This window comes from Stenotrophomonas sp. C3(2023) (assembly GCF_032911385.1).
GTDB lineage: Bacteria > Pseudomonadota > Gammaproteobacteria > Xanthomonadales > Xanthomonadaceae > Stenotrophomonas.
The window spans coordinates 2,496,209-2,515,154 of the sequence record NZ_JAWJLO010000001.1; the positions used below are offsets into that span (position 1 = coordinate 2,496,209).

Here is an 18,946-nt window from a genome sequence, read left to right on the forward strand (position 1 = left end):
GGCTCTGGCTCTGGCAGGTGACGACCGTTGGTCGTCACGCTGTTGATCCTGCTGTTGGATCTGGCGCCGGTAGGTGACGACCGTTGGTCGTCACGCTGTTGCTCTTGATGGTGGCTTCGACCGGGCTCAGCCTTTGGCCTTGGCTTTGGCGTCGCGCAGGGCCTGCTGTTCGATCAGGGTCAGGGCGACGTTGTCGCGCAGGTAGGCGGGCTCGACGCGTTCGGGGGCGATGGCTTCGCCGCGTGCGTAGGCGGCTACGGCCAGGGTCAGCACGTCCGATGCGCGTGGCAGCGCGGTGGCGTCCACGCTGGCCAGCTGGCCCGCCCGTGCGGTGACGATGGCGCCCTCGGCGGCGGCAAACCCGGTGCCAACGCCGTGATACTGCAGCCCCTCGGGCAGCAGCACGGCATCGGGTGCGCAGACCCGCTCGCTGTCCTGCAACTGCGGCAGGCCGTCGACACGGCGGTAACGGGCCACATAGACCTCCCCCATGCGCGCATCGATCGCCGCGAGAATGTTCCCGGCCTCGGCCGGTGCGCGCAACGCCAACGCCTGCAGGGTCGACACCGGCACCAGCGGCCGGTCAAGCGCCAGGGCGATGCCCTGCGCCAGCGCGATCGCCAGGCGCACGCCGGTGAACGCACCGGGCCCGCGCCCCAGCGCGATGGCGTCGAGCTGGCTGCGGGCAATGCCGGCGTCGGCCAACAGCGCTTCGGCCCACGGCAGGGTCAGTTCGGCATGGCGACGCGGCGCCAGTTCGAAGCGCTCCAGCACCTGCCCGTCTACGTGCAGGGCGACGGAGCAGGCTTCGGTGGACAATTCCAGGGCAAGCAGTTTCATCAGGTCAGGTCAGAACAGGGAAAGCGGCGTGCCGGCAGGCGGTTCGTCCGCGGCCGGAGCCTCGCCGGGCGCCCATTGTGGCGCAAAGAAGGCCTGCACGTCGGTCAGCGTGCGGGTGCGGCGGAACGGTGGCAGCGAGTCCAGGAACACGCGTCCATACCCCTTGTTGAGCAGGCGCGGATCGCACAGCACCAGCACGCCCCGATCACTCTCGCTGCGGATCAGGCGGCCGACGCCCTGCTTGAGCGCGATCACCGCCTGCGGCAGCTGCTCGTCGCGGAAGGGATTGCCGCCGGCGGCGCGGATCGCCTCCAGCCGCGCCTCGAAGACGGGATCATCGGGTGCGGCGAACGGCAGCTTGTCGATGACCACCACGCTGAGCGCATCGCCGACCACGTCCACGCCCTCGCGGAAGCTGGCCGAGCCCAGCAGCACACCGTTACCTGATTCACGGAAGCGCTGCAGCAGGCTGGCGCGCGGCGCCTGGCCCTGCACGAACAGCGGCCACGGACCGTCACGCAGCGCCTCGGCCGCCTCACGCAGCGCGCGATGCGAGGCAAACAGCAGAAACGCGCGTCCCCCGGAGGCATGCAGCACGGGGCGCAGGACGTCGATGAGGGCCGTGCCAAAGCCGCGCGCAGCCGGGTCGGGCAGGCCTTCGGGCAGGTAGCACAGCGCCTGGGTGGGCCAGTCGAACGGGCTGGGCTGCAACAGGGTGCGCGGGTCCTCAAGACCCAGGCGCTGGGCGATATGGTCAAACCCATTGCCGATGGTCAGCGTGGCCGAGGTGAAAATCCACGAGGCCTGGCTGCGCTCGCGATGGCTGCGCAGCGGTCCGGACACATCCATCGGCGTGCGCTGGCAGCGGAAGCCGCGCGGGGTCAGTTCGTACCAGAGCACGTCACCGGCAGGTGCAGCACTGTCGGGCTCGGCGTCGAAATCCAGCATCGGGACGTCTTCCCCCAGCCAGCGCGACAGCCGCGCGAGCGCTTCGCGGGCACGCGCGTGGCAGGCCTCCAGACCAGCGCTGGCGTGGCGCAGCTCGTCAAGCACCGCAACCAGCGCCTGCAGCGCGTTCATCACCCCCTCGAAGCCCGCCGCCACGGCAGGCACCGTCAGCGCGCGCCACTGGGTGCCGCGCGCGGGCAGCCCGTCCATCGCCGCACGCAGACCGAGCAGCGCCTGCTCCAGTTCACCGGCCGGCCCCTGCAGCGCGGCCTGGCCGCCACCGGTGCCGCGCCCTTCGACCATGCAGTCACGGGCCAGCTCCTGCCATGGACGCATGCCGAAGCCTTCGCCGAAGAACTGTGCGGCCAGCTCCGGCAGCTGGTGGGCCTCGTCGATCACGTAGGCCTGCACGCCGGGCAACAACTCGCCAAAGCCCTCCTGCTTGAGCGCCAGATCGGCGAGCAGCAGATGATGGTTGACCACCACGACGTCGGCAGCCTGTGCGCGTTGGCGCGCCTGCACGACAAAACATTCCTCGTAGAAAGCGCACTCGCTGCCCAGGCAGTTGTCGACCGTGGAGGTCACCATCGGCAGCAGCGGAGAATCGTCGGCCAGCGCCTCCAGCTCGGCCATGTCGCCAAAGCGGGTACGCCCGGACCAGACAACGATGCGCTGGAACTCGGCTACCTGCTGCGGACTGGTCAACCGTGGCTCGCCACGGGCCTGCTGCAGGCGGTAGCGGCACAGGTAGTTGCTGCGGCCCTTGAGCAGGGCGCTGCGATGGCCGATACCCAGCGCCTGGCGCACGCGTGGCAGGTCGCGGTGGTAGAGCTGGTCCTGCAGCGCGCGGGTACCGGTGGAGATGATGGTGCGCTGGCCGGAGAGCAGCACAGGCACGAGGTAGGCGTAGGTCTTGCCGGTGCCGGTGCCGGCTTCGGCGAGCAGCAGGTCGTGCTGCTGGAGGGTTTCGGCGATCGCTTCGGTCAGCCGCAGCTGGGCGGGACGGGGCACGAACGCGTCCAGGTGGGAGGCGAGCGCGCCGCCTTCGCTCAGGGCCTGGAGGCTGGCGTGGACGAGATCGGCTTTCATCGAGTGGGGGATTCTAACGCGGGGGCTGCGCCCCCGCGCCTCCGCTGCGGCGCAACGGCAACGGTCTGGACCGTGCCAGGTGACGACCGTTGGTCGTCACGCTTTCCGTTGGCCTCAATAGCGCTTGATGCCGGGGACGGTGCAGCCTTCAATCTGCGCGTGGGCAGAGACCGCGTTTTCTTTCTGCGCGCGCGCCAGGCGCGATTGTTCGATCGTCGCCCAATGGCGGCGGCACAGGGGGCCGGTCTTCGAGCCGAGGTCCACGGCCTTGCGGGCGAACTGTTCGGCAGCGTCCCACTGCCCTGCCAGCAGGGCCACTTCGGCGCGCTCCTGCAGCACGGCGGGGTCGCCGTCGACCAGCTGCAGCGCATGGTCCAGGCTGGCTGCAGCGGCGGCCAGGTCGCCGGCCTGACGCTGGCTCTGCGCGCTCTGGCGCAGGTCGTCAACTTCCGGGTCGCGCAGCGGCTGCACCGACAGCTCCTTGTCATCCGGACCGGCAACCGCTTCCACTGCTGCCAGACGCTGGGCGGGGGTGGTGCTGTCGACCGGTGCGGGCGGCGGTGGCGGGGTGCTGGTGCAGGCGGCCAGGGCAGCGGCCAGCGCGGCCAGGGCAAGAGGACGGCAAGTGACTCGGATCATGGCATTCACCTGGTGGAGGACGGGGCCGGCTGCGCCGGCGGCTGTTCTGTGGCGGCGTCGGGAGCTTTGTCCAGACCGAACCAGCTGCGCCAGCCGCCACTACCGCCCTCCTCTTCCACCGGAGCCGGCGGCGGCGCGCAGGGCGCGTAGGCGGGCGCGTAGCCCACCACGAACGGGAAGCGACGCGCGCCCGGACAGGTTTCGTCGGTGGCATTGGTGCCGCTGGCCTCGACATACTGCCAGTCCAGGCCCTTGCTGCTGACCTGCAGCGGGGCGCTGGGCAGGCGGGAGAAGATGCCCGACCACACCCGCATTGCCCCGGTGGCACCGAACAGGCCGGTCTGTTCGTTCTGGTCGTTGCCCATCCACACCACGGCCAGGTGATCGCCGGTGTAACCGGCATACCAGCTGTCGCGACCGTCATTGGAGGTGCCGGTCTTGCCCGCCGCCTGCAGTCGGCCCAGGCCGTCGGCATTGAGCCGCGAGGCGGTGCCGCTGGACACGACCTGCTGCAGGCCGATGCTGATCAGGTTGGCCGCGATGGAATCACCCTCCTGCGCCGGGGCCGGGCTCTTGTCATAGCGTTTGAGCAGCTTGCCCTGCGGATCGAGCACGCCGCGCACCGCATGCAGCGGCTGGATCTCGCCGCCGGAGGCCAGGAACTGGTACAGCTGGGCCATGCCGTACGGGCTCTGGTCGGTGGCGCCCAGAATCACCGACGGATTCGAGTCCGCCTTCAGTCCGGCCAGCACGTGGATCAGCTGAGTCACCCGCTGCGGGCCGACCTGCATGCCCAGCCGCACCGTGGCCTGGTTGTAGGAGTGAGCTAGTGCGTCGATCACCCGCACCGTGCCGTGACTGCGGTTGTCCGCGTTGCCGGGATTCCAGTTGCGGTTGCGGCCCAGCTGCACGGTAACCGGCGAATCATCCACCCAGCTGGACAGCGAATAGCGGTCGGGCTGGGCCAGAGCGAGCAGGTAGACGAAGGGCTTGAGCAGCGAGCCGACCTGGCGCTGCGCGTCGATGGCGCGGTTGAAGCCCGGGTCGGCCACATCGCGGCTGCCGACCACGGCCAGCACGTCGCCGTTGTGCACATCGGTCAGCACCAGACCGGCCTGCAGTTCGGGGCGGCGCTTGTTCTCCAGCGACTTGATGGTGCGGGTCACCGAACCTTCGGCGTAGGCCTGTGCGGACGGTGACATACCGGTCATCACACTCAGGCCGGCGCCCTGCAAGGCCGCCTCGGGATAGTCATGTCCCAGCTGGCGCCGCACCAGGTCCACGTAGGCCGGGAAGCGATTGGCCGCGACCAGTCCCGGGGTCCTGGACACGCCCAACGGCGCCTTCTGCGCGCGCGCGTACTCGGCGTCATCGATCAGCCTGGCTTCGTGCAGTTTGCCGAGCACGAAGTTACGGCGGTCCAGCGCGCGCTCGGGATTGCGCCGCGGATCGTAATACGAAGGGCCCTTGACCAGCCCGATCAGCAGCGCGATGTGCTCGCTCTCCAGCGAGTCCAGCTCGCGGCCGAACCAGAACTCGGCGCCCGAGGACATGCCATGGATGGCCTGGCTGCCACGCTGGCCGAGGTAGACCTGGTTGAGGTAGGCCTCGAAGATGGTGCGCTTGTCGTAGCGCGCTTCCATGATCAGCGCGAACAGCACCTCATTGAATTTGCGGGTGACGGTCTGCTCCTTGCCGATGCCCAGCAGGCCGGAGCGGGCCAGCTGCTGGGTCAGGGTCGAGGCGCCCTGGCGACTCTGGCCGCCCGAACGCACGGTCACCCAGACCGCGCGCGCGATGCCGGACAGATCGATACCGTGATGCCGGTTGAAATCCTTGTCTTCGACCGCCTGCAGGCCGGTCACCAGCAGGTCGGGCGCCTCCTCCATGCGGATCAGGCGGCGCTCTTCCTGCTTCTGCCCGTAAAGCGTGGCAATGCGCGCCGGGTCAAGACGTGCGGCCTTGAGCGCCTTGCGCTCGCCCGCGTCGCGCAGCGAGGCGATGCGCCCACCGGACAGGGTCAGCTCGATGCGGCGCGGGGCCACGCGCCCGTCCACATCGTTGTAACCACGGCTGGAGATGGTGAAGCGACTGCCCTCCACCGCATAGGTGGCCGGGCTGCTGCCCTGGCCATCGTCGCGGTAGGCCGCAGCGGCCAGCTCGGTCTTCAGGGTCGCCGCATCCATCGCCTTGCCCGGCACCAGCACCAGCGGGCGCGCGTAGACGCGGGTCGGAATCTGCCAGCGCAGCTCACCGAAGCGTTCGGTGACCTGATGGTTCAGGTACATCGTGTACGGAATCAGAAAGCCCAGGCCCAGCGCGACCGCCGCCATGCTCCAGGTGATCAGTCGGCGGCGCCAGGGCGAGGGCTGGCTGTCGTCGTCGAAATCGTCGTCGATGTCGTCGGAATCGTAGCGTCGGGGCACGGGAATGCGAGAATGTAGAGTCCAGCGAGTCTACCCCAGCCGTTCCGGCTGGCGGGGACCCTGGTGCGTATCCGCTTAAGCTGGAGTTGCAACGGGATGAGCATGTCCTGGGCCCAGGCCCGTTCCTACCTGAACCGCGTTAGTGGCATGGTCCAGCGCGGACTGGCCAGCCTGCGCACGCGCGGCTGGAGGGCCACCTGGCAGCGGGTGCGCGTGCATGCACGGTCGCCCGCCGCGCCGCCGCTGCGCCCGCTGTACCTGCCGGGGCGGCAACCGTTTGCACCGTTCGCCGTGCCGTGCAGCCCCACGCCGCAGGCCAGCATCGTCATTCCGGTCTACAACCAGGTCGAGCACACCCTGGCCTGCCTGCGTGCGCTGGCAGCACACCCGCCGCAGGCCACGATCGAAATCCTGGTCATCGATGACGGCAGCAGCGACCAGACCGCGCAGTGGCTGCCGCAGGTACAGGGCCTGCGCTACGAGGTACGCGAACGCAACGGCGGCTTCATCGAAGCCTGCAACGATGCCGTGGCGCGTTCCCGTGGCACCTATGTGGTACTGCTCAACAATGACACGGTGCCGCAGCCGGGCTGGTTGGACGCTCTGCTCAACACCTTCACTGCATGCCCGCAGGCCGGCATGGTCGGGTCGCAGCTGCTGTACCCGGATGGGCGCCTGCAGGAGTCCGGCGGCGTGGTGTTCGCCGATGGCAGCGGCTGGAGCTACGGACGTTTCGAGTCGGCAGATGACCCGCGCTACGCCAGTCTGCGCGACTGCGACTACTGCTCGGGCGCAGCGTTGATGCTGCCGCGTGCGTTGTGGGATCAGCTCGGCGGCTTCGACACGCGTTACCGTCCGGCCTACTACGAAGATACCGACCTTGCCTTCCAGGTCAGGGCGACCGGCCTGCGCACGCTGGTACAGCCGGCAAGCCGGGTCATCCACGATGAGGGCACCAGCAACGGCACCGACACCCGTACCGGGGTGAAGGCCTACCAGGTGCGCAACCAGGCCGTCTTTGCCGAGCGCTGGGCGCCGGTGCTGGCCTCCCACCCCGCGCCCGGCAGCGTACCCGGCCCGGCATTGCTGCACCGCCACCAGCGCCAGGTACTGATTCTGGACGAAGAGGTGCCACAGCCGGCGCGCGACTCGGGCTCGCTGCGCCAGTTCAACCTGATCCGCCTGCTGCTGCAGCAGGGTCTGCACGTGGTGTTCGTTCCGGTCCGGCGCGAGCATGGCGGCGCGGCAACCGAGGCCCTGCAGCAGCTGGGCGTGGAAGTCTGGCATGCGCCCTTCCTGACCGGCCTGGGCGGCTGGCTGGCCGAGCATGGTGCGCGCTTTGCGGTGGTGATGATGGTGCGCCACCACCTCGCCCGCGAGTGCCTGCCGCTGCTGCAGCGGCATGCGCCGCAGGCGCGCCGGGTGTTCGACACCGTCGACCTGCATTACCTGCGCGAGCAGCGTGGGGCGCAGATCAGCGGCGATGCAGCGCAACAGCGCGATGCCCTGCGCACCCGCCACAACGAGCTGGCCGTGATGGCGCAGTGTGACATCACCGTGCTGGTGAGCTCGGCAGAACGCGAGCAGCTGCTGCAGGATGCGCCCAGCGTCCACGTCGAGCTGATCTCAAACCTGCACGAGGTTGCCGGCAGCGGTGCCCCTTACACGCAACGGCGGGATCTGGTGTTCGTCGGTGGCTTCCGCCACCGGCCCAACCTTGATGCCATGCACTGGTTCATCAGCGAGATCTTCCCGCGCATCCGCCAGCAGCTGCCGCAGGTGCAGCTGCACTGCATCGGCGCGGGCGCGCCCGACAGTCTGCTGGCCCTGGCCGCAACCCAACCGGGGGTGGTGATGCATGGCTTCGTCGAGGACATCACGCCGTTCATGGAGCAGATGCGCATCTGCGTGGCCCCGCTGCGCTTCGGCGCCGGGGTCAAGGGCAAGATCAACCTCAGCATGGCTCACGGCCAGCCGGTGGTGGCCACCGCCTGCGCGGTGGAAGGCATGCACCTGCGTGACGGGGTGGACGTGCGTGTGGCCGACCAGCCGCACGCCTTCGCCGACACGGTGGTCGCGCTGTACCGGGACCCGGTGCAATGGCAGCAGCTGGCCGACGCTGGACTGCGCAACGTCGCCGAGCATTTCTCTCTGGATGCGGCCCGCGCGGCGGTGCGTCGGGTGTTCGTCGACTGAGCTCAGCGTTCGCCGCCGCGCACCTGCTGTAAACGCTGCTCGAACGCGGCCAGCTCGGCCATCCCCGGCTGCCACTGCTCAGCCTGGCGGGCAGCGGTTTCAGCAAAGGCCAGGTCACCGGCGCCCAGACGCTCGCTGCCGATGGCCACCCAGCGCTGGGCGAGGCGCGCGCGCGCGGCGCCCAGCGCGCTGTCCGAGGGTGCCAGCGTCTGCCACGCCTGCAGGCACGCGCCGGCAGCCTGCACGCGGTTCTGCCGCAGGGCATCTTCAAAGCAACGGCGGCTGGCCGGGGTCATCCGTCGTGCGGCTGCCAGCACACGTCCATCCTGCGGCGCCAGCGTCTGCACCTCGCGCAGGGCATCGAAGGCGCTGTTGCCGGGCGGGGTGATGAAACGCCCGGCAGCCTCGGCGGCGATGATCGCCTGCAGCAGACGCCGCACTTCACGTTCGCGCTGGGCGGTGGACAACACCGCCCGCGATGCACCGTGCTGCGCGCTGCGCAGACGCTGCAGCTCTTCGCGCGCCTGGGCCAGTGCCGGTGCGGACGCTCCACAGGCCTGCGCCTGTTCCAGGCGTCGCGCCGCCGCGTCGGCGCGCGCGCTGCTCTCCAACCGCCGGGCATCGCGCAGCAGCGCGTTTACCAGCTGCTCGCGAAGTGTGGACAGCGCCGCTTCGATCGGCGGCGTAACCTGTACCTGCAGCAGCGGCTGCAGCCGCGTGACCGCTGCGTCCAACCGCTGACGATCCATATCCCGCTGCACCCGCTGCAGTTCATGCTCGAAGGCGCGATTAAACTCGCCCTGGCTCTGCGGCAGATCGGCGTGGCCGGCGTCGAAACCACGCGCCTGCTCCAAAGCCGTGGCGGCGGCCAGCAGCTCGCCGCGGCTGCTCGCCTGGCGTGACCGGGCCAGCAGATCGGCCAAGGCGTCGTCACGTGCCTCGAGTGCCGCCATGTCATCCGGCCGGTGCTGCAGGACCCGTTGCAACAGCGGCAGGGCCGCATCATCGCTGCCGGCAAGCCGGCCCTCGGCCAGCGCCTGCTGCCCTTCTTGCAAGGCCTGGTCGACGCCGGCTGCGGCGCTCTGACGGGCGCGCAGCGCCGCCGTCAGCGCATCGCGCTGCGCCTGGGGCACCTGCAGCAGCTCGGCCAGCTGCAGTGCCTGCCCGGCCTGCTCCAGCCTGCCCTGCGCCAGTGCCTGCGCCGCCTGGGCCAGCGCGGCCTGCCCGGTGCGCGCCAGTCCTTCGCGGGCCCGGCTGCGATCCGCATCCAGTGCCAATGCCGCTGCGTAGCGTTCCCGGGCGCCGCTGCCATCCGGCGCGCTCAACCTGCCCTCGCGCAGCGCACGATCACCCTGCAGCAACAGTTGATCGATCTGTGGCGTGTTCCAGAACCAGTCGGCCAATGGCTTGCGCAGCACCGCCAGCAGCAGGAACAGCAGCAGCGCCGCCAACGCGGCCCAGCGCCAGATGCGCTGGGTGTGGCGCGCCTGCAGCCACCACCAGCGCCCTTCCTGACGGACGCGCTGCAATGACGGATGCAGGCTGCCGTCGCCGCCGCGTCGCGGTTTGTCCCCGCTCATGTCCGCGCGCGCGCGGCGCAGGCGCGCGCAGTGACGTCTGCCGTCAGCGGCACCTCAGCCCAGCCGCCGCGCCTGGCTGACGCCTGGCAGCGCGTCGAGCTTGCCCAGCAGCGTGGAAAGCTGGTCAAAGTCATTGACCTTCAGCCGCAACCGCAGATGCGCGCGGCCACTGTTGCGGACGTTGTCACTGTGGATGTCCAGCACATAGGCGTCTTCCTGGGCGATGAGGTTGGTGATGTCCTTGAGCAGCCAGCGACGGTCTACAGCGTCGACCACCACGTCCACTTCGTAGCCACCCCCGGCCTGCCCCCACTCCACCGGCAGGATGCGTTGCGGACTGGCTGCCGACAATCGTGCCAGCGACGCACAGTCGGCGCGGTGAACGGTAACCCCACGGGTACGGGTGAGATAGCCCACGATGGGCTCGCCGGCCACCGGCTGGCAGCAGCGCGCCAGCTGCACCAGCAGATTGCCCACGCCCTGTACGGTGAACTTGCTGCGGCCCAGACCCTCCCGGCGCGCCGTGGGCCGCGGCAGCGGCGGTGGAGCCGGTGGCTGGTTGGCGCTGCGCTCTGCTTCCAGCAGCGCGCGGCTGATCTGGTTGGGCCCGGTATCGCCCAGTGCTACCTGGATGTACAGATCCTCCACGCTCTCGGCGTGGAAGCGGCGGGTCACCGTCGCCAGATCCGCCTGCCCCAGCCCCAGCCGCTTGAGTTCACGCTCAAGCAGCTCGCGGCCGGCCTGCACGTTGCGCGCCCGGTCGAGCTTGTGGAACCAGTTGCGCACCTTCTCCCGCGACCGGTTGCTGGCCAGATACCCGTTGGCCTGCACCAGCCAGTCGCGGCGGGGGTCGGCCTCCTTGGCGGTGAGGATTTCCACACGGTCGCCGCTGCGCAGGCGGTAGGTCAACGGCACGATGCGTCCGTTGACCTTCGCCCCACGGCAGCGATGCCCGACCATGGTGTGCACGTGGTACGCAAAATCCAGCGGCGTGGCGCCCTGCGGCAGGTCCAGCACCTCCCCCTTGGGACTGAGCGCATACACGCGGTCCTCGGTCAGCTCGGCATCCAGCGCGCCGGCCAGTTCGCCGCCAGGGGTGTCCTGGGCCTGTTCCAGCAGCTGCCGCATCCAGGTGATCTTGCGGTCAAAGGCTTTCTCGGCACCCTTGCCGCCTTCCTTGTACTTCCAGTGCGCGGCCACGCCCAGCTCGGCCTGCGCGTGCATGTCGTGGGTACGGATCTGCACCTCGATGGTGCGCCCTTCCGGGCCCACCACCGCGGTGTGCAACGAACGGTAGTCGTTGGCCTTGGGGCGGGCGATGTAATCATCGAACTCACTCGGCACCGGCGCCCACAGCGCATGCACCACGCCGAGAGCGGCGTAGCAGGCGGCCACGTCGTCGACCATCACCCGCACTGCGCGGATGTCGTAGAGCTGGTCGAAACTGAGCCGCTTCTTCTGCATCTTCCGCCAGATGCTGTAGATGTGCTTGGGACGCCCACTCACCTCGGCGCGTACACCCTGCGCCTGCAGCTCGCGCGACAACAGCTTCTTGACGTTGTCCACGTAGCGTTCGCGCGCCAGCCGGGTTTCATCCACCTCGCGGGCGATGCGGCGGTAGGTCTCCGGTTCGAGGAAACGGAAGGCCAGGTCTTCCAGCTCCCACTTCAGCTGCCAGATGCCCAGCCGGTTGGCCAGCGGCGCATGGATGTCACGGGTCAGCTGGGCAAGGGCCCGGCGCTGCTCCTCGTCCAGGCGGTCAGCACCGCGCATGTGCGCCAACTGGCGCGCAAGCAGGATCGGCACCACGCGCAGATCATGGATGATGGCCAGCAGCAGCCGCCGCAGGCCCTCGCTGTTGCGGCCCGCCTCACGTCCAGCGTGCAGTGCCCACACCTGGTCGGCCGCTTCCTGACCGTCCAGCAGGCCCGCCACCGCTGTACGCTGCGGCGCGGCCAACGGCAGCTCCGGCAAGTCGCTGCGAAGGCCCGGGAGCGCGAACACCAGTGCGGCCAGCACGGCACTGTCATCGGCCGCCAGCAATGCGAGCGCATCAAGCGTATCGCCCAGGATCGACCAGCTGCCGCGCATCTGCGCACTCTCGCCGCCGGTGACCTGCAGCTGCTGCCACTGCTCCAGCAGTGCCTCGCGCACTGCGACGGGCAGCACCGCCGCCGAAGGGCGGTTCAACAAGGCATCCAGGCCGGGGACAGAAGCGGAGTTCACAGCATCGGCAACGAAAGAAGAGGTCTCTACGGTAGCGCTGCGGTCCTGCAGGGACAATGACCTTGATCTGGAACGGTCCGCATCGGCTCACGCCGGCAGTGGATGCAACGGTCATCTGCCCTGCCCGTTGCCCCCCGGTTGCAGCACGGCGGACACGTCCTACAATCCAGCCATCCACAGGAGACTGCCAATGCACGCCTACCGCCTTGCCCTGGGTCTTGCCGCCCTGCTCTGCCTGCCCGCCACCGCGCTGGCCCAGCGGGTTGTCGAGGGCGACCTGCAACAGCAGATGAGCCAGGAGGAGTTCAAGGCCGCCGGGCTGGACAAGCTGAGCGGCGCCGAACTTGCCTCGCTCAACCGATGGCTGCAGGGCAAGGTCGAGCAGGCCACCGCGCAGGCAGTGGAAACGGCGCGGGAGGAAGGCCGCCAGGAGGTCATCGTCAAGAACCGCGGTTTCTTCGACTTCGGCAGCAAGGAAGCCATCGAGAGCACGCTTGAGGGCGAGTTCCGGGGGTTTGCCAAGGGGCGGCTGTACACACTGGCCAATGGGCAACAGTGGGAACAGAGCGATGACAGTGTGCTGTCCGGGGTGCGCCGACAGGCGCCGAAGGTGACCATCACCCCTGGGCTGGTGGGCGTGTGGTATCTGAAGGTCGAAGGCAGCAACACCCAGGCCAAGGTCCGCCGCGTCAAGTAGTGGCCGCGATGGTGATGACGGATGTTGTCCGTCATCACCCGCAGCATGGTTGACGCCGTATCGGCTGGCCGCCTTACATGCCGGTGACCTGCTCGATGAAGCGAGCGATGACCGGATCGGACAGCCGCGCGTAGACCCCCGGCTTGCCCTGTTTGGCGCACGATTCGCCCCAGCTGACCACCCCCATCTGGATGAACCGGGAGGTCCCGGGTACAGCGGTGAACAGTGGCCCGCCCGAGTCGCCCTGGCAGGAATCCCGCCCCCTGACACCCGCGCACAGCATGGGCCCGGGCTGGAAAGTGCCGCCGTAGGCGAACTGGCACTCCCATGGCGAGACCACCGGCACGCTGACCGACTGCAGCGCGTTGGGGAAGACGCCCTGGCCCGGCCCCGCCAGCATGTTGCCCCAGCCCGCCACCGTGACCACCGTGCCTGGCCGTTCCAGCGTGTCGGCACCCGGCGACGGCAACAGCACCGGGTTGATCTCCAGCACCGGCTGGTCCAGCACGATCAGTGCGATGTCGTAGGCAAAGGTGGTGGCGTCGTAAGCAGGATGCAGGAACACCATCGGTTTGCCATCACCATCGTCGGCGATGCCGCGCTCCACGCCCTGCCCGGTCTCGCGCTGGTCGGCCCGGTTGAGCACGATGGACATCGCCTCGAGCTCGTCCTCATCGATGCAATGCGCTGCGGTAAGCACGACGTCGGGGCTGATCAGCGCGCCGCCGCAGACGTGATCGAATATCTGCTCGTCCTCGTCAAACACGCGCAGCTGCGCGACGAACGGCAGCTGGCCCTGAGGCACACGCTGGCCGCCCACAATCTGTGGCGTGATGCCTGGCGCGTGCGTGCCTGCCTGTGCGGACACACAGGCACACACCGCCACAGCGGCGACGGTTGCCGCCGGCAGCAGACGGCCCGCAGCGGACAGGCGATGCAACATGTATTTCATGGCGTTCTCCTCTCACCGATCCCGTTGTCGGCAGGCGATGATTGGAGGAACACGGAACCGCAACTGTGGGCAGCCTCACGCTATAGGCATCTGCACGCCTTTACTGCGAATTTGGAAGGCGCCGCCTATAGTGATGCCAAGGCGATGCGAACGGCCGCATCCGCCGCCTTCGCCGGTGACGTTGCGCCACGTCTGTTCTGCTTTGCCCCACGCTTCGGCATCGCTGATGGCGGTGCTGTCCGAGGCGGGGAGCAGCCGGCCGACCCGGGCAGCGTCCGGGCGTGCTGATGTAAGTGGCCGACGGCGTCATGGGGCAGCAGCGTTGCTAGGGCGCGCTCCGTAGCGCACCGAGCCGCTGCGCCACTTTCTTGGCCGAGATGCCGCCGCGCGCGGCCAGCTCCTGGGCGAACAGCGAGACCCGCAGCTCTTCCACGTCCCAACGCAGCGCCTGCCATGCCGGCCGGGGCAGCTGTCCCTGCTCGCCGGCCAGCTGCAGTGCCTCCAGAAACGGGGTCAGCTCCAGCATGCGCGCCTGGTCACGGGGCGGATCACGCTTGGCGCGTTCGGCGCGCAGGATCATCGCCTTGAGATAGCGCGGGAACTGGGCCAGTGCGTCGGCCGGTGTCTGGCGCAGGAAGCCGGGATGGATGAGGCCCGCCAGCTGCGCTTCCATATCGTCCAGGTTGCCACGCGCCCAGCCCATCAACGGCGCTTCCAGCGCAGGCTTCAGCTCGGCCACCAGCATAAGGATCGACTCGGCCAGCTTGAGCCGCTGCATGGCCTCACCGAACAGCGCCTTGCCTGCACTCTCGCGGCGTTGCGCGAACGCCTGCGGGTCGCGGATGTCACCCAGCCCTTGGTCCAGCACAGCGTTCAGCGCGGCATCGACCAGATCGCCACGCAGCCGTTCCTGCGACTCGATGGCCGCGTACAGCAACCCGGTCTTGGGCGATACCGGCAGCTGCTTGCGCGCCTGCTTGATCTTCTCGGCCAGGCCGATCAACAGCAGCCGGCGCACGCCGCCCGGATGCGCATCGGCTGCCTGCTGGCGGTCAGCGAAGATGCGCAGTGCTGCGGTATCGCCTTCATCGACCAGCGCCGGCCACGCCGGCACACCCGCCTCGCCCGGCACCTGCAGCGGAATGGCGGCGGCAGGGAACTCACGCAGGCCCTCGGCCACCATCGTCCGACCCGCGCGCGCCGCGAACGCCTGCCCCGCCTGGTCACCAAAGCGCGCGCGCAGTGCCTCGAGGTCGCGCGAACTGGCCAGCACCTTGCCGTTGCTGTCGCGCAGTCGCAGGTTCATCTGCAGATGCGCGTCGATCGCGGCTGGCTCGAAATCGGTCGCGGCTACCGTCGCGCCGGTGGCCTTGGACAGGAACCGCGCCAGCTCGCCCTCGAGCGCGTCGGCACCGGGTTGGGCAAAGGCCTCGAAGAACGCACGCGCGAAATCCGGGGCGGGCACGTAATTGCGCCGCATCGCCTTGGGCAGGCTGCGGATCAGGGCCGCGGCCTTGTCTGCCACAAAGCCCGGCGCCAGCCAGCCCAGACGTACCGGATCGAGCGCATTGAGCAGGTGCAGTGGCACATCCAGGGTAACGCCGTCATCCTCGGCGCCGGGTTCAAAGCGGTAGTGCAGCGGCAGACGTGCATCGCCCAGCGCCAGGTACTTCGGGAACCGGTCTTCCTCGCTGCCTTCGCCCGGCAGCAGGTCGGCCTGGGTCCACAGCAGGCTGCGGCGCTGTTCCGGGGCAAGCGTCTTCCACCACGCGTCCAGACCCGAGGCCGAATGCAGGTGCGCGGGCACCCGGTCCAGATACCAGCGCGCCTGCCAGTCCTCGTCGGCCACGATGCCGGCACGGCGCAGCTTGGCTTCCTCCTCGCGGGCCTGTTCCAGCACCTTCTGGTTGTCGGCGACGAAACCGGCACGCGTATTGATTTCGCCGGTCACCAGCGCCTGCCGGACGAAGATGTCGTGCGCCTCGCCCGGATTGATGCGGCCGTAATGCACCGGCTTCTTCGGCGCCAGCACGAGGCCGAACAGACTGATCTGCTCGGAGGCCAGCACCTGGCCCTGCGCGCGCGACCAGTGCGGATCGAAGTGTCTGCGCAGCAGCAGGTGGGGCAGTTCGGCGATCACCCAGTCCGGCTCGATCGCTGCCAGCGTCATGCCCCATACCTTCTGCGTGTCCAGCAGGTTGGCCGCCAGCAGCCACGGCGGCGGCCGCTTGGCCAGCACCGAGCCGGGGAACGGCAGGAAGCGGCGTTGGCGCGGCGCCTGGAAGTCGCCCTTGTCGGTGCGGTGCCCGAGCTGCGTGGGCAGACCTGCGATCAGCGCGCGGTGCAGGGTCTGGTAGGCAGCCGCACGTACCTTCTCGCTGAAGCCACCACCTGTCGGCGCCTGCTCCTGCTGGGCACGTACCGGCACCGGGGCGGGCGCGGCCTCGGCCTTGCCTTCACGGGCCAGGCGCGCGGCACGATGCAGCTGGCCACGCGTCGCCTTGACCGCTGCCGCGTCGTCGCGGCCGGCGGCCGGTGCGCTGCTGCCCGCCAGCAGCGGGCCGAGTGAGGATTCCAGTGGCTCCTCCTTCCAACCCAGCTCCTCGCACAGCAGGCGCAGCTGGCGGTGCAGCTCGCGCCATTCGCGCATGCGCAGGAACCCAAGGAAATGGCGGCCACACCAGTCGCGCAGCCTGGACTGGGTCAGGTCTTCATGGGCCTGTCGATAGCCATCCCACAGCCGCAGCACCCCGACGAACTCCGAACGTCCATCGGCAAACTGCGCGTGCGCGCTGTCGGCCGCGCCACGGGCTTCGGGCGGCCGTTCGCGCGGGTCCTGGATGCCCAGGAACGAGGCGATCACCAGCATCGGCCGAAGACAGCCTGCCGCCTGCGCGGCGACCAGCATGCGGGCCAGCTTCACGTCCACCGGCAAGCGCGCCATCTGCCTGCCGGTGGCGGTCATGCGCCGCTCGGGGTCAATGGCGCCCAGCTCGGTGAGCTGCTGCCAGCCGTCGGCCACCGCACGTTCGTCCGGCGCCTCCAGGAACGGGAAGTCCTCGATACGCCCCAGACCCAGCTGCAGCATGCGCAGGATCACCCCGGCCAGACTGGAGCGGCGGATTTCCGGGTCGGTGAATTCCGGCCGCGCCTGGAAGTCCGCCTCGGCGTACAGCCGGTAACAGATGCCCTCGGCAATACGCCCGCAGCGTCCCTTGCGCTGGTTCGCGCTGGCCTGCGAGATCGGTTCGATGTGCAACCGGTCCAGCTTGTTGCGCGGGCTGTAACGCTTCACGCGTGCAAAGCCGGGGTCGACCACGTAACGGATGCGCGGAACCGTCAGCGAGGTTTCGGCGACATTGGTGGCCAGCACGATGCGTCGGCTCGGGCCCGGGTTGAACACCCGGTCCTGGTCCTGGTTGGAGAGCCGCGCGTACAGCGGCAGCACCTCGGTCTGGCGGTACTTGCGCCGCTCCAGGGCCTGATGGGCATCACGGATTTCGCGCTCGCCCGGCAGGAAGATCAGGACATCGCCGCGCGCATCCAGGCGGGTGATCTCGTCCACCGCTGCGACGATCGCGTCATTCACCGTGCGCTCGCCTTCCTGTTCGCCTTCCCCTTCCAGCGCGCGGTAGCGCACCTCCACCGGATAGGTGCGGCCTTCCACGCTGATCACCGGCGCATTGTCGAAATGCTGGGCAAAACGGTCCGTATCGATGGTGGCCGAGGTGACGATCAGCTTCAGGTCCGGGCGCTTGCGCAGCAGCTGCTTCAAATAGCCCAGCAGGAAGTCGATGTTGAGGCTGCGTTCGTGCGCCTCGTCGATGATGATGGTGTCGTAGCTGGACAGCCAGCGGTCGCTGGCGATCTCGGCCAGCAGGATGCCGTCGGTCATGAACTTGATGCGGCTGTCGTCGCTGACCTTGTCGTTGAAGCGCACCTGGTAGCCGACCAGCTGGCCCAGTTCGCTGTGCAGTTCCTGCGCCACCCGGCTGGCCACCGCGCGGGCGGCGATCCGCCGCGGCTGGGTGCAGCCGATCATGCCGGCCTGTCCGCGACCGGCTGCCAGACACAGCTTGGGCAGCTGGGTGGTTTTGCCCGACCCGGTCTCACCGGCAATGACCACGACCTGATGATCGCGGATCAGCGCGACAATCGCCTCGGCTTCACGCGCAATCGGCAGCTGCGGGTCCAGAGTGATGGATGGCTGCTGCGCGGCGCGCGCCTGACGGCGCTGCACCGACACCTGCACGGCCTGCTCGAAGCGCTGTGCCAAGTCGGCATCGGCCGGCTTGGCCTGCAGGCGCGAGAGCATGCCCAGCAGGCGGCCGCGATCGCGACTCATCGCCGCATCGATGGCCGACCGTTTCTGACGCAGCGACAACGCCGCCTTTTGTTCAATAGATGACATCGATCAATTCGTTAGAAAACTTGAAAAACACCAGTCATTAGTTCTGGTCTATCGTTAAACCCATCCCAGCCCGAAAGGAGGCAGCACCCCATGGCCAAGACCAAGACCCCGGCCAAGCCCAAGACCGCCAAGCAGCAGCTTGAAGCGACTGCGCCGTCGGCCCCGAACATCGATATCGGGATCAATGTCGCCAATCGCAAGAAGATTGCCGACGGGCTGTCGCGCTACCAGGCCGATGCGTTCACGCTGTACCTGAAGACCCACAACTTCCATTGGAACGTTACCGGGTCGATGTTCAACTCGCTGCATACGATGTTCGAAACCCAGTACACCGAACAGTGGGCGGCGCTGGACGAAGTGGCCGAGCGCATCCGCGCCCTGGGCTTCAACGCCCCCGGCTCGTACCGCGAGTTCGCGGCGCTGACCACGATTCCCGAAGAGCCGGGCCTGACCGACAGTGCGGACTGGCGTGAAATGGTACGCCAGTTGGTGGTTGCCAACGAAGCGGTGTGCCGCACGGCACGCGAGGTGCTGGACGTGGCCGACGATGCGGACGATGCCCCGACCGAGGACCTGATGACCCAGCGGCTGCAGACGCACGAGAAGTACGCCTGGATGCTGCGTTCACTGCTCCAGTAAGGGGTTCCCGGCCGGGCTGGCCGCCCGGCACCCGCAGAAGCCGGAGCCGGAGCAACGGCAACGGCAACGGCAAATGCAAATGCAACAGCCGGTCTGCTGGGGATGGCGGGGTGGGGGCGGTTGCGGGGGCCGCCGCAAGTACGTCCATGTAGGCTAGGTCGCCGCGTCCATGCGGCTCACACCCCCGCAACCGCCCCCACCCCGCCTCCGAGAGGTCCCCGGCACCTGCCAAGCAGAGCCACTGAAAAGCAGATTGATGAACGGGGAGTAGAAGGGGGCCGGCGTTTTCCGCAGGAAAACGCC

Annotated in this window: 11 protein-coding genes; 3 read left to right on the forward strand and 8 right to left on the reverse strand. The window is 68.7% G+C overall.

Annotated features, from left to right (window positions below; all coding sequences use genetic code 11):
* Window positions 1–126 precede the first annotated feature (126 nt).
* From tsaB to mrcB, 4 genes are all read right to left on the reverse strand, one after another.
* On the reverse strand, window positions 127–840 hold the full coding sequence (gene tsaB / locus RZA67_RS11245) for a tRNA (adenosine(37)-N6)-threonylcarbamoyltransferase complex dimerization subunit type 1 TsaB (RefSeq protein WP_317212829.1): 714 nt from the start codon (window positions 838–840) through the stop codon (window positions 127–129).
* Window positions 841–849: 9 nt separating this feature from the next.
* Window positions 850–2,877 carry an ATP-dependent DNA helicase gene (locus RZA67_RS11250; RefSeq protein ID WP_317212830.1) on the reverse strand — a complete coding sequence of 676 codons (2,028 nt, stop codon included), beginning with the start codon at window positions 2,875–2,877 and terminating at the stop codon, window positions 850–852.
* Window positions 2,878–2,991: 114 nt separating this feature from the next.
* Window positions 2,992–3,516 (reverse strand): tetratricopeptide repeat protein, encoded by a 525-nt coding sequence (locus RZA67_RS11255; RefSeq protein WP_317212831.1) that lies wholly within the window; start codon window positions 3,514–3,516, stop codon window positions 2,992–2,994.
* Window positions 3,517–3,521: 5 nt separating this feature from the next.
* Window positions 3,522–5,942 (reverse strand): penicillin-binding protein 1B, encoded by a 2,421-nt coding sequence (gene mrcB / locus RZA67_RS11260; RefSeq protein WP_317212832.1) that lies wholly within the window; start codon window positions 5,940–5,942, stop codon window positions 3,522–3,524.
* Window positions 5,943–6,038: 96 nt separating this feature from the next.
* Between mrcB and RZA67_RS11265 the strand changes: the two genes are divergently transcribed.
* Window positions 6,039–8,138: a glycosyltransferase gene (locus RZA67_RS11265; RefSeq protein ID WP_317212833.1), complete on the forward strand. Its 2,100-nt coding sequence runs from the start codon at window positions 6,039–6,041 to the stop codon at window positions 8,136–8,138.
* A gap of 2 nt (window positions 8,139–8,140) precedes the next feature.
* On the opposite strand, the gene RZA67_RS11270 is transcribed toward RZA67_RS11265, so the two are convergent.
* Window positions 8,141–9,718, reverse strand: a complete 1,578-nt coding sequence (locus tag RZA67_RS11270) for a hypothetical protein (protein ID WP_317212834.1) — start codon at window positions 9,716–9,718, stop codon at window positions 8,141–8,143.
* Between the two features lie 54 nt (window positions 9,719–9,772).
* Window positions 9,773–11,944, reverse strand: a complete 2,172-nt coding sequence (locus tag RZA67_RS11275; RefSeq protein WP_317212835.1) for a bifunctional (p)ppGpp synthetase/guanosine-3',5'-bis(diphosphate) 3'-pyrophosphohydrolase — start codon at window positions 11,942–11,944, stop codon at window positions 9,773–9,775.
* Between the two features lie 190 nt (window positions 11,945–12,134).
* Here RZA67_RS11275 and RZA67_RS11280 point away from each other — a divergent pair, with 190 nt between their 5' ends.
* The gene (locus tag RZA67_RS11280; RefSeq protein ID WP_317212836.1) at window positions 12,135–12,641 is read left to right on the forward strand and encodes a hypothetical protein; all 507 of its coding nucleotides are present in this window, start codon (window positions 12,135–12,137) and stop codon (window positions 12,639–12,641) included.
* Window positions 12,642–12,714: 73 nt separating this feature from the next.
* Here RZA67_RS11280 and RZA67_RS11285 read toward each other — a convergent pair whose 3' ends face one another.
* Entirely contained in the window at window positions 12,715–13,593 is an 879-nt protein-coding gene (locus RZA67_RS11285) for a serine protease (RefSeq protein WP_317212837.1), read from the reverse strand.
* A gap of 325 nt (window positions 13,594–13,918) precedes the next feature.
* A complete protein-coding gene (gene hrpA, locus RZA67_RS11290; RefSeq protein WP_317212838.1) occupies window positions 13,919–18,004 on the reverse strand; it encodes an ATP-dependent RNA helicase HrpA in 4,086 nt (1,361 codons plus the stop codon).
* Between the two features lie 90 nt (window positions 18,005–18,094).
* Between hrpA and RZA67_RS11295 the strand changes: the two genes are divergently transcribed.
* Window positions 18,095–18,643, forward strand: coding sequence for a Dps family protein (locus RZA67_RS11295; RefSeq protein ID WP_317212839.1), 549 nt, complete (start codon window positions 18,095–18,097; stop codon window positions 18,641–18,643).
* Window positions 18,644–18,946 lie beyond the last annotated feature (303 nt).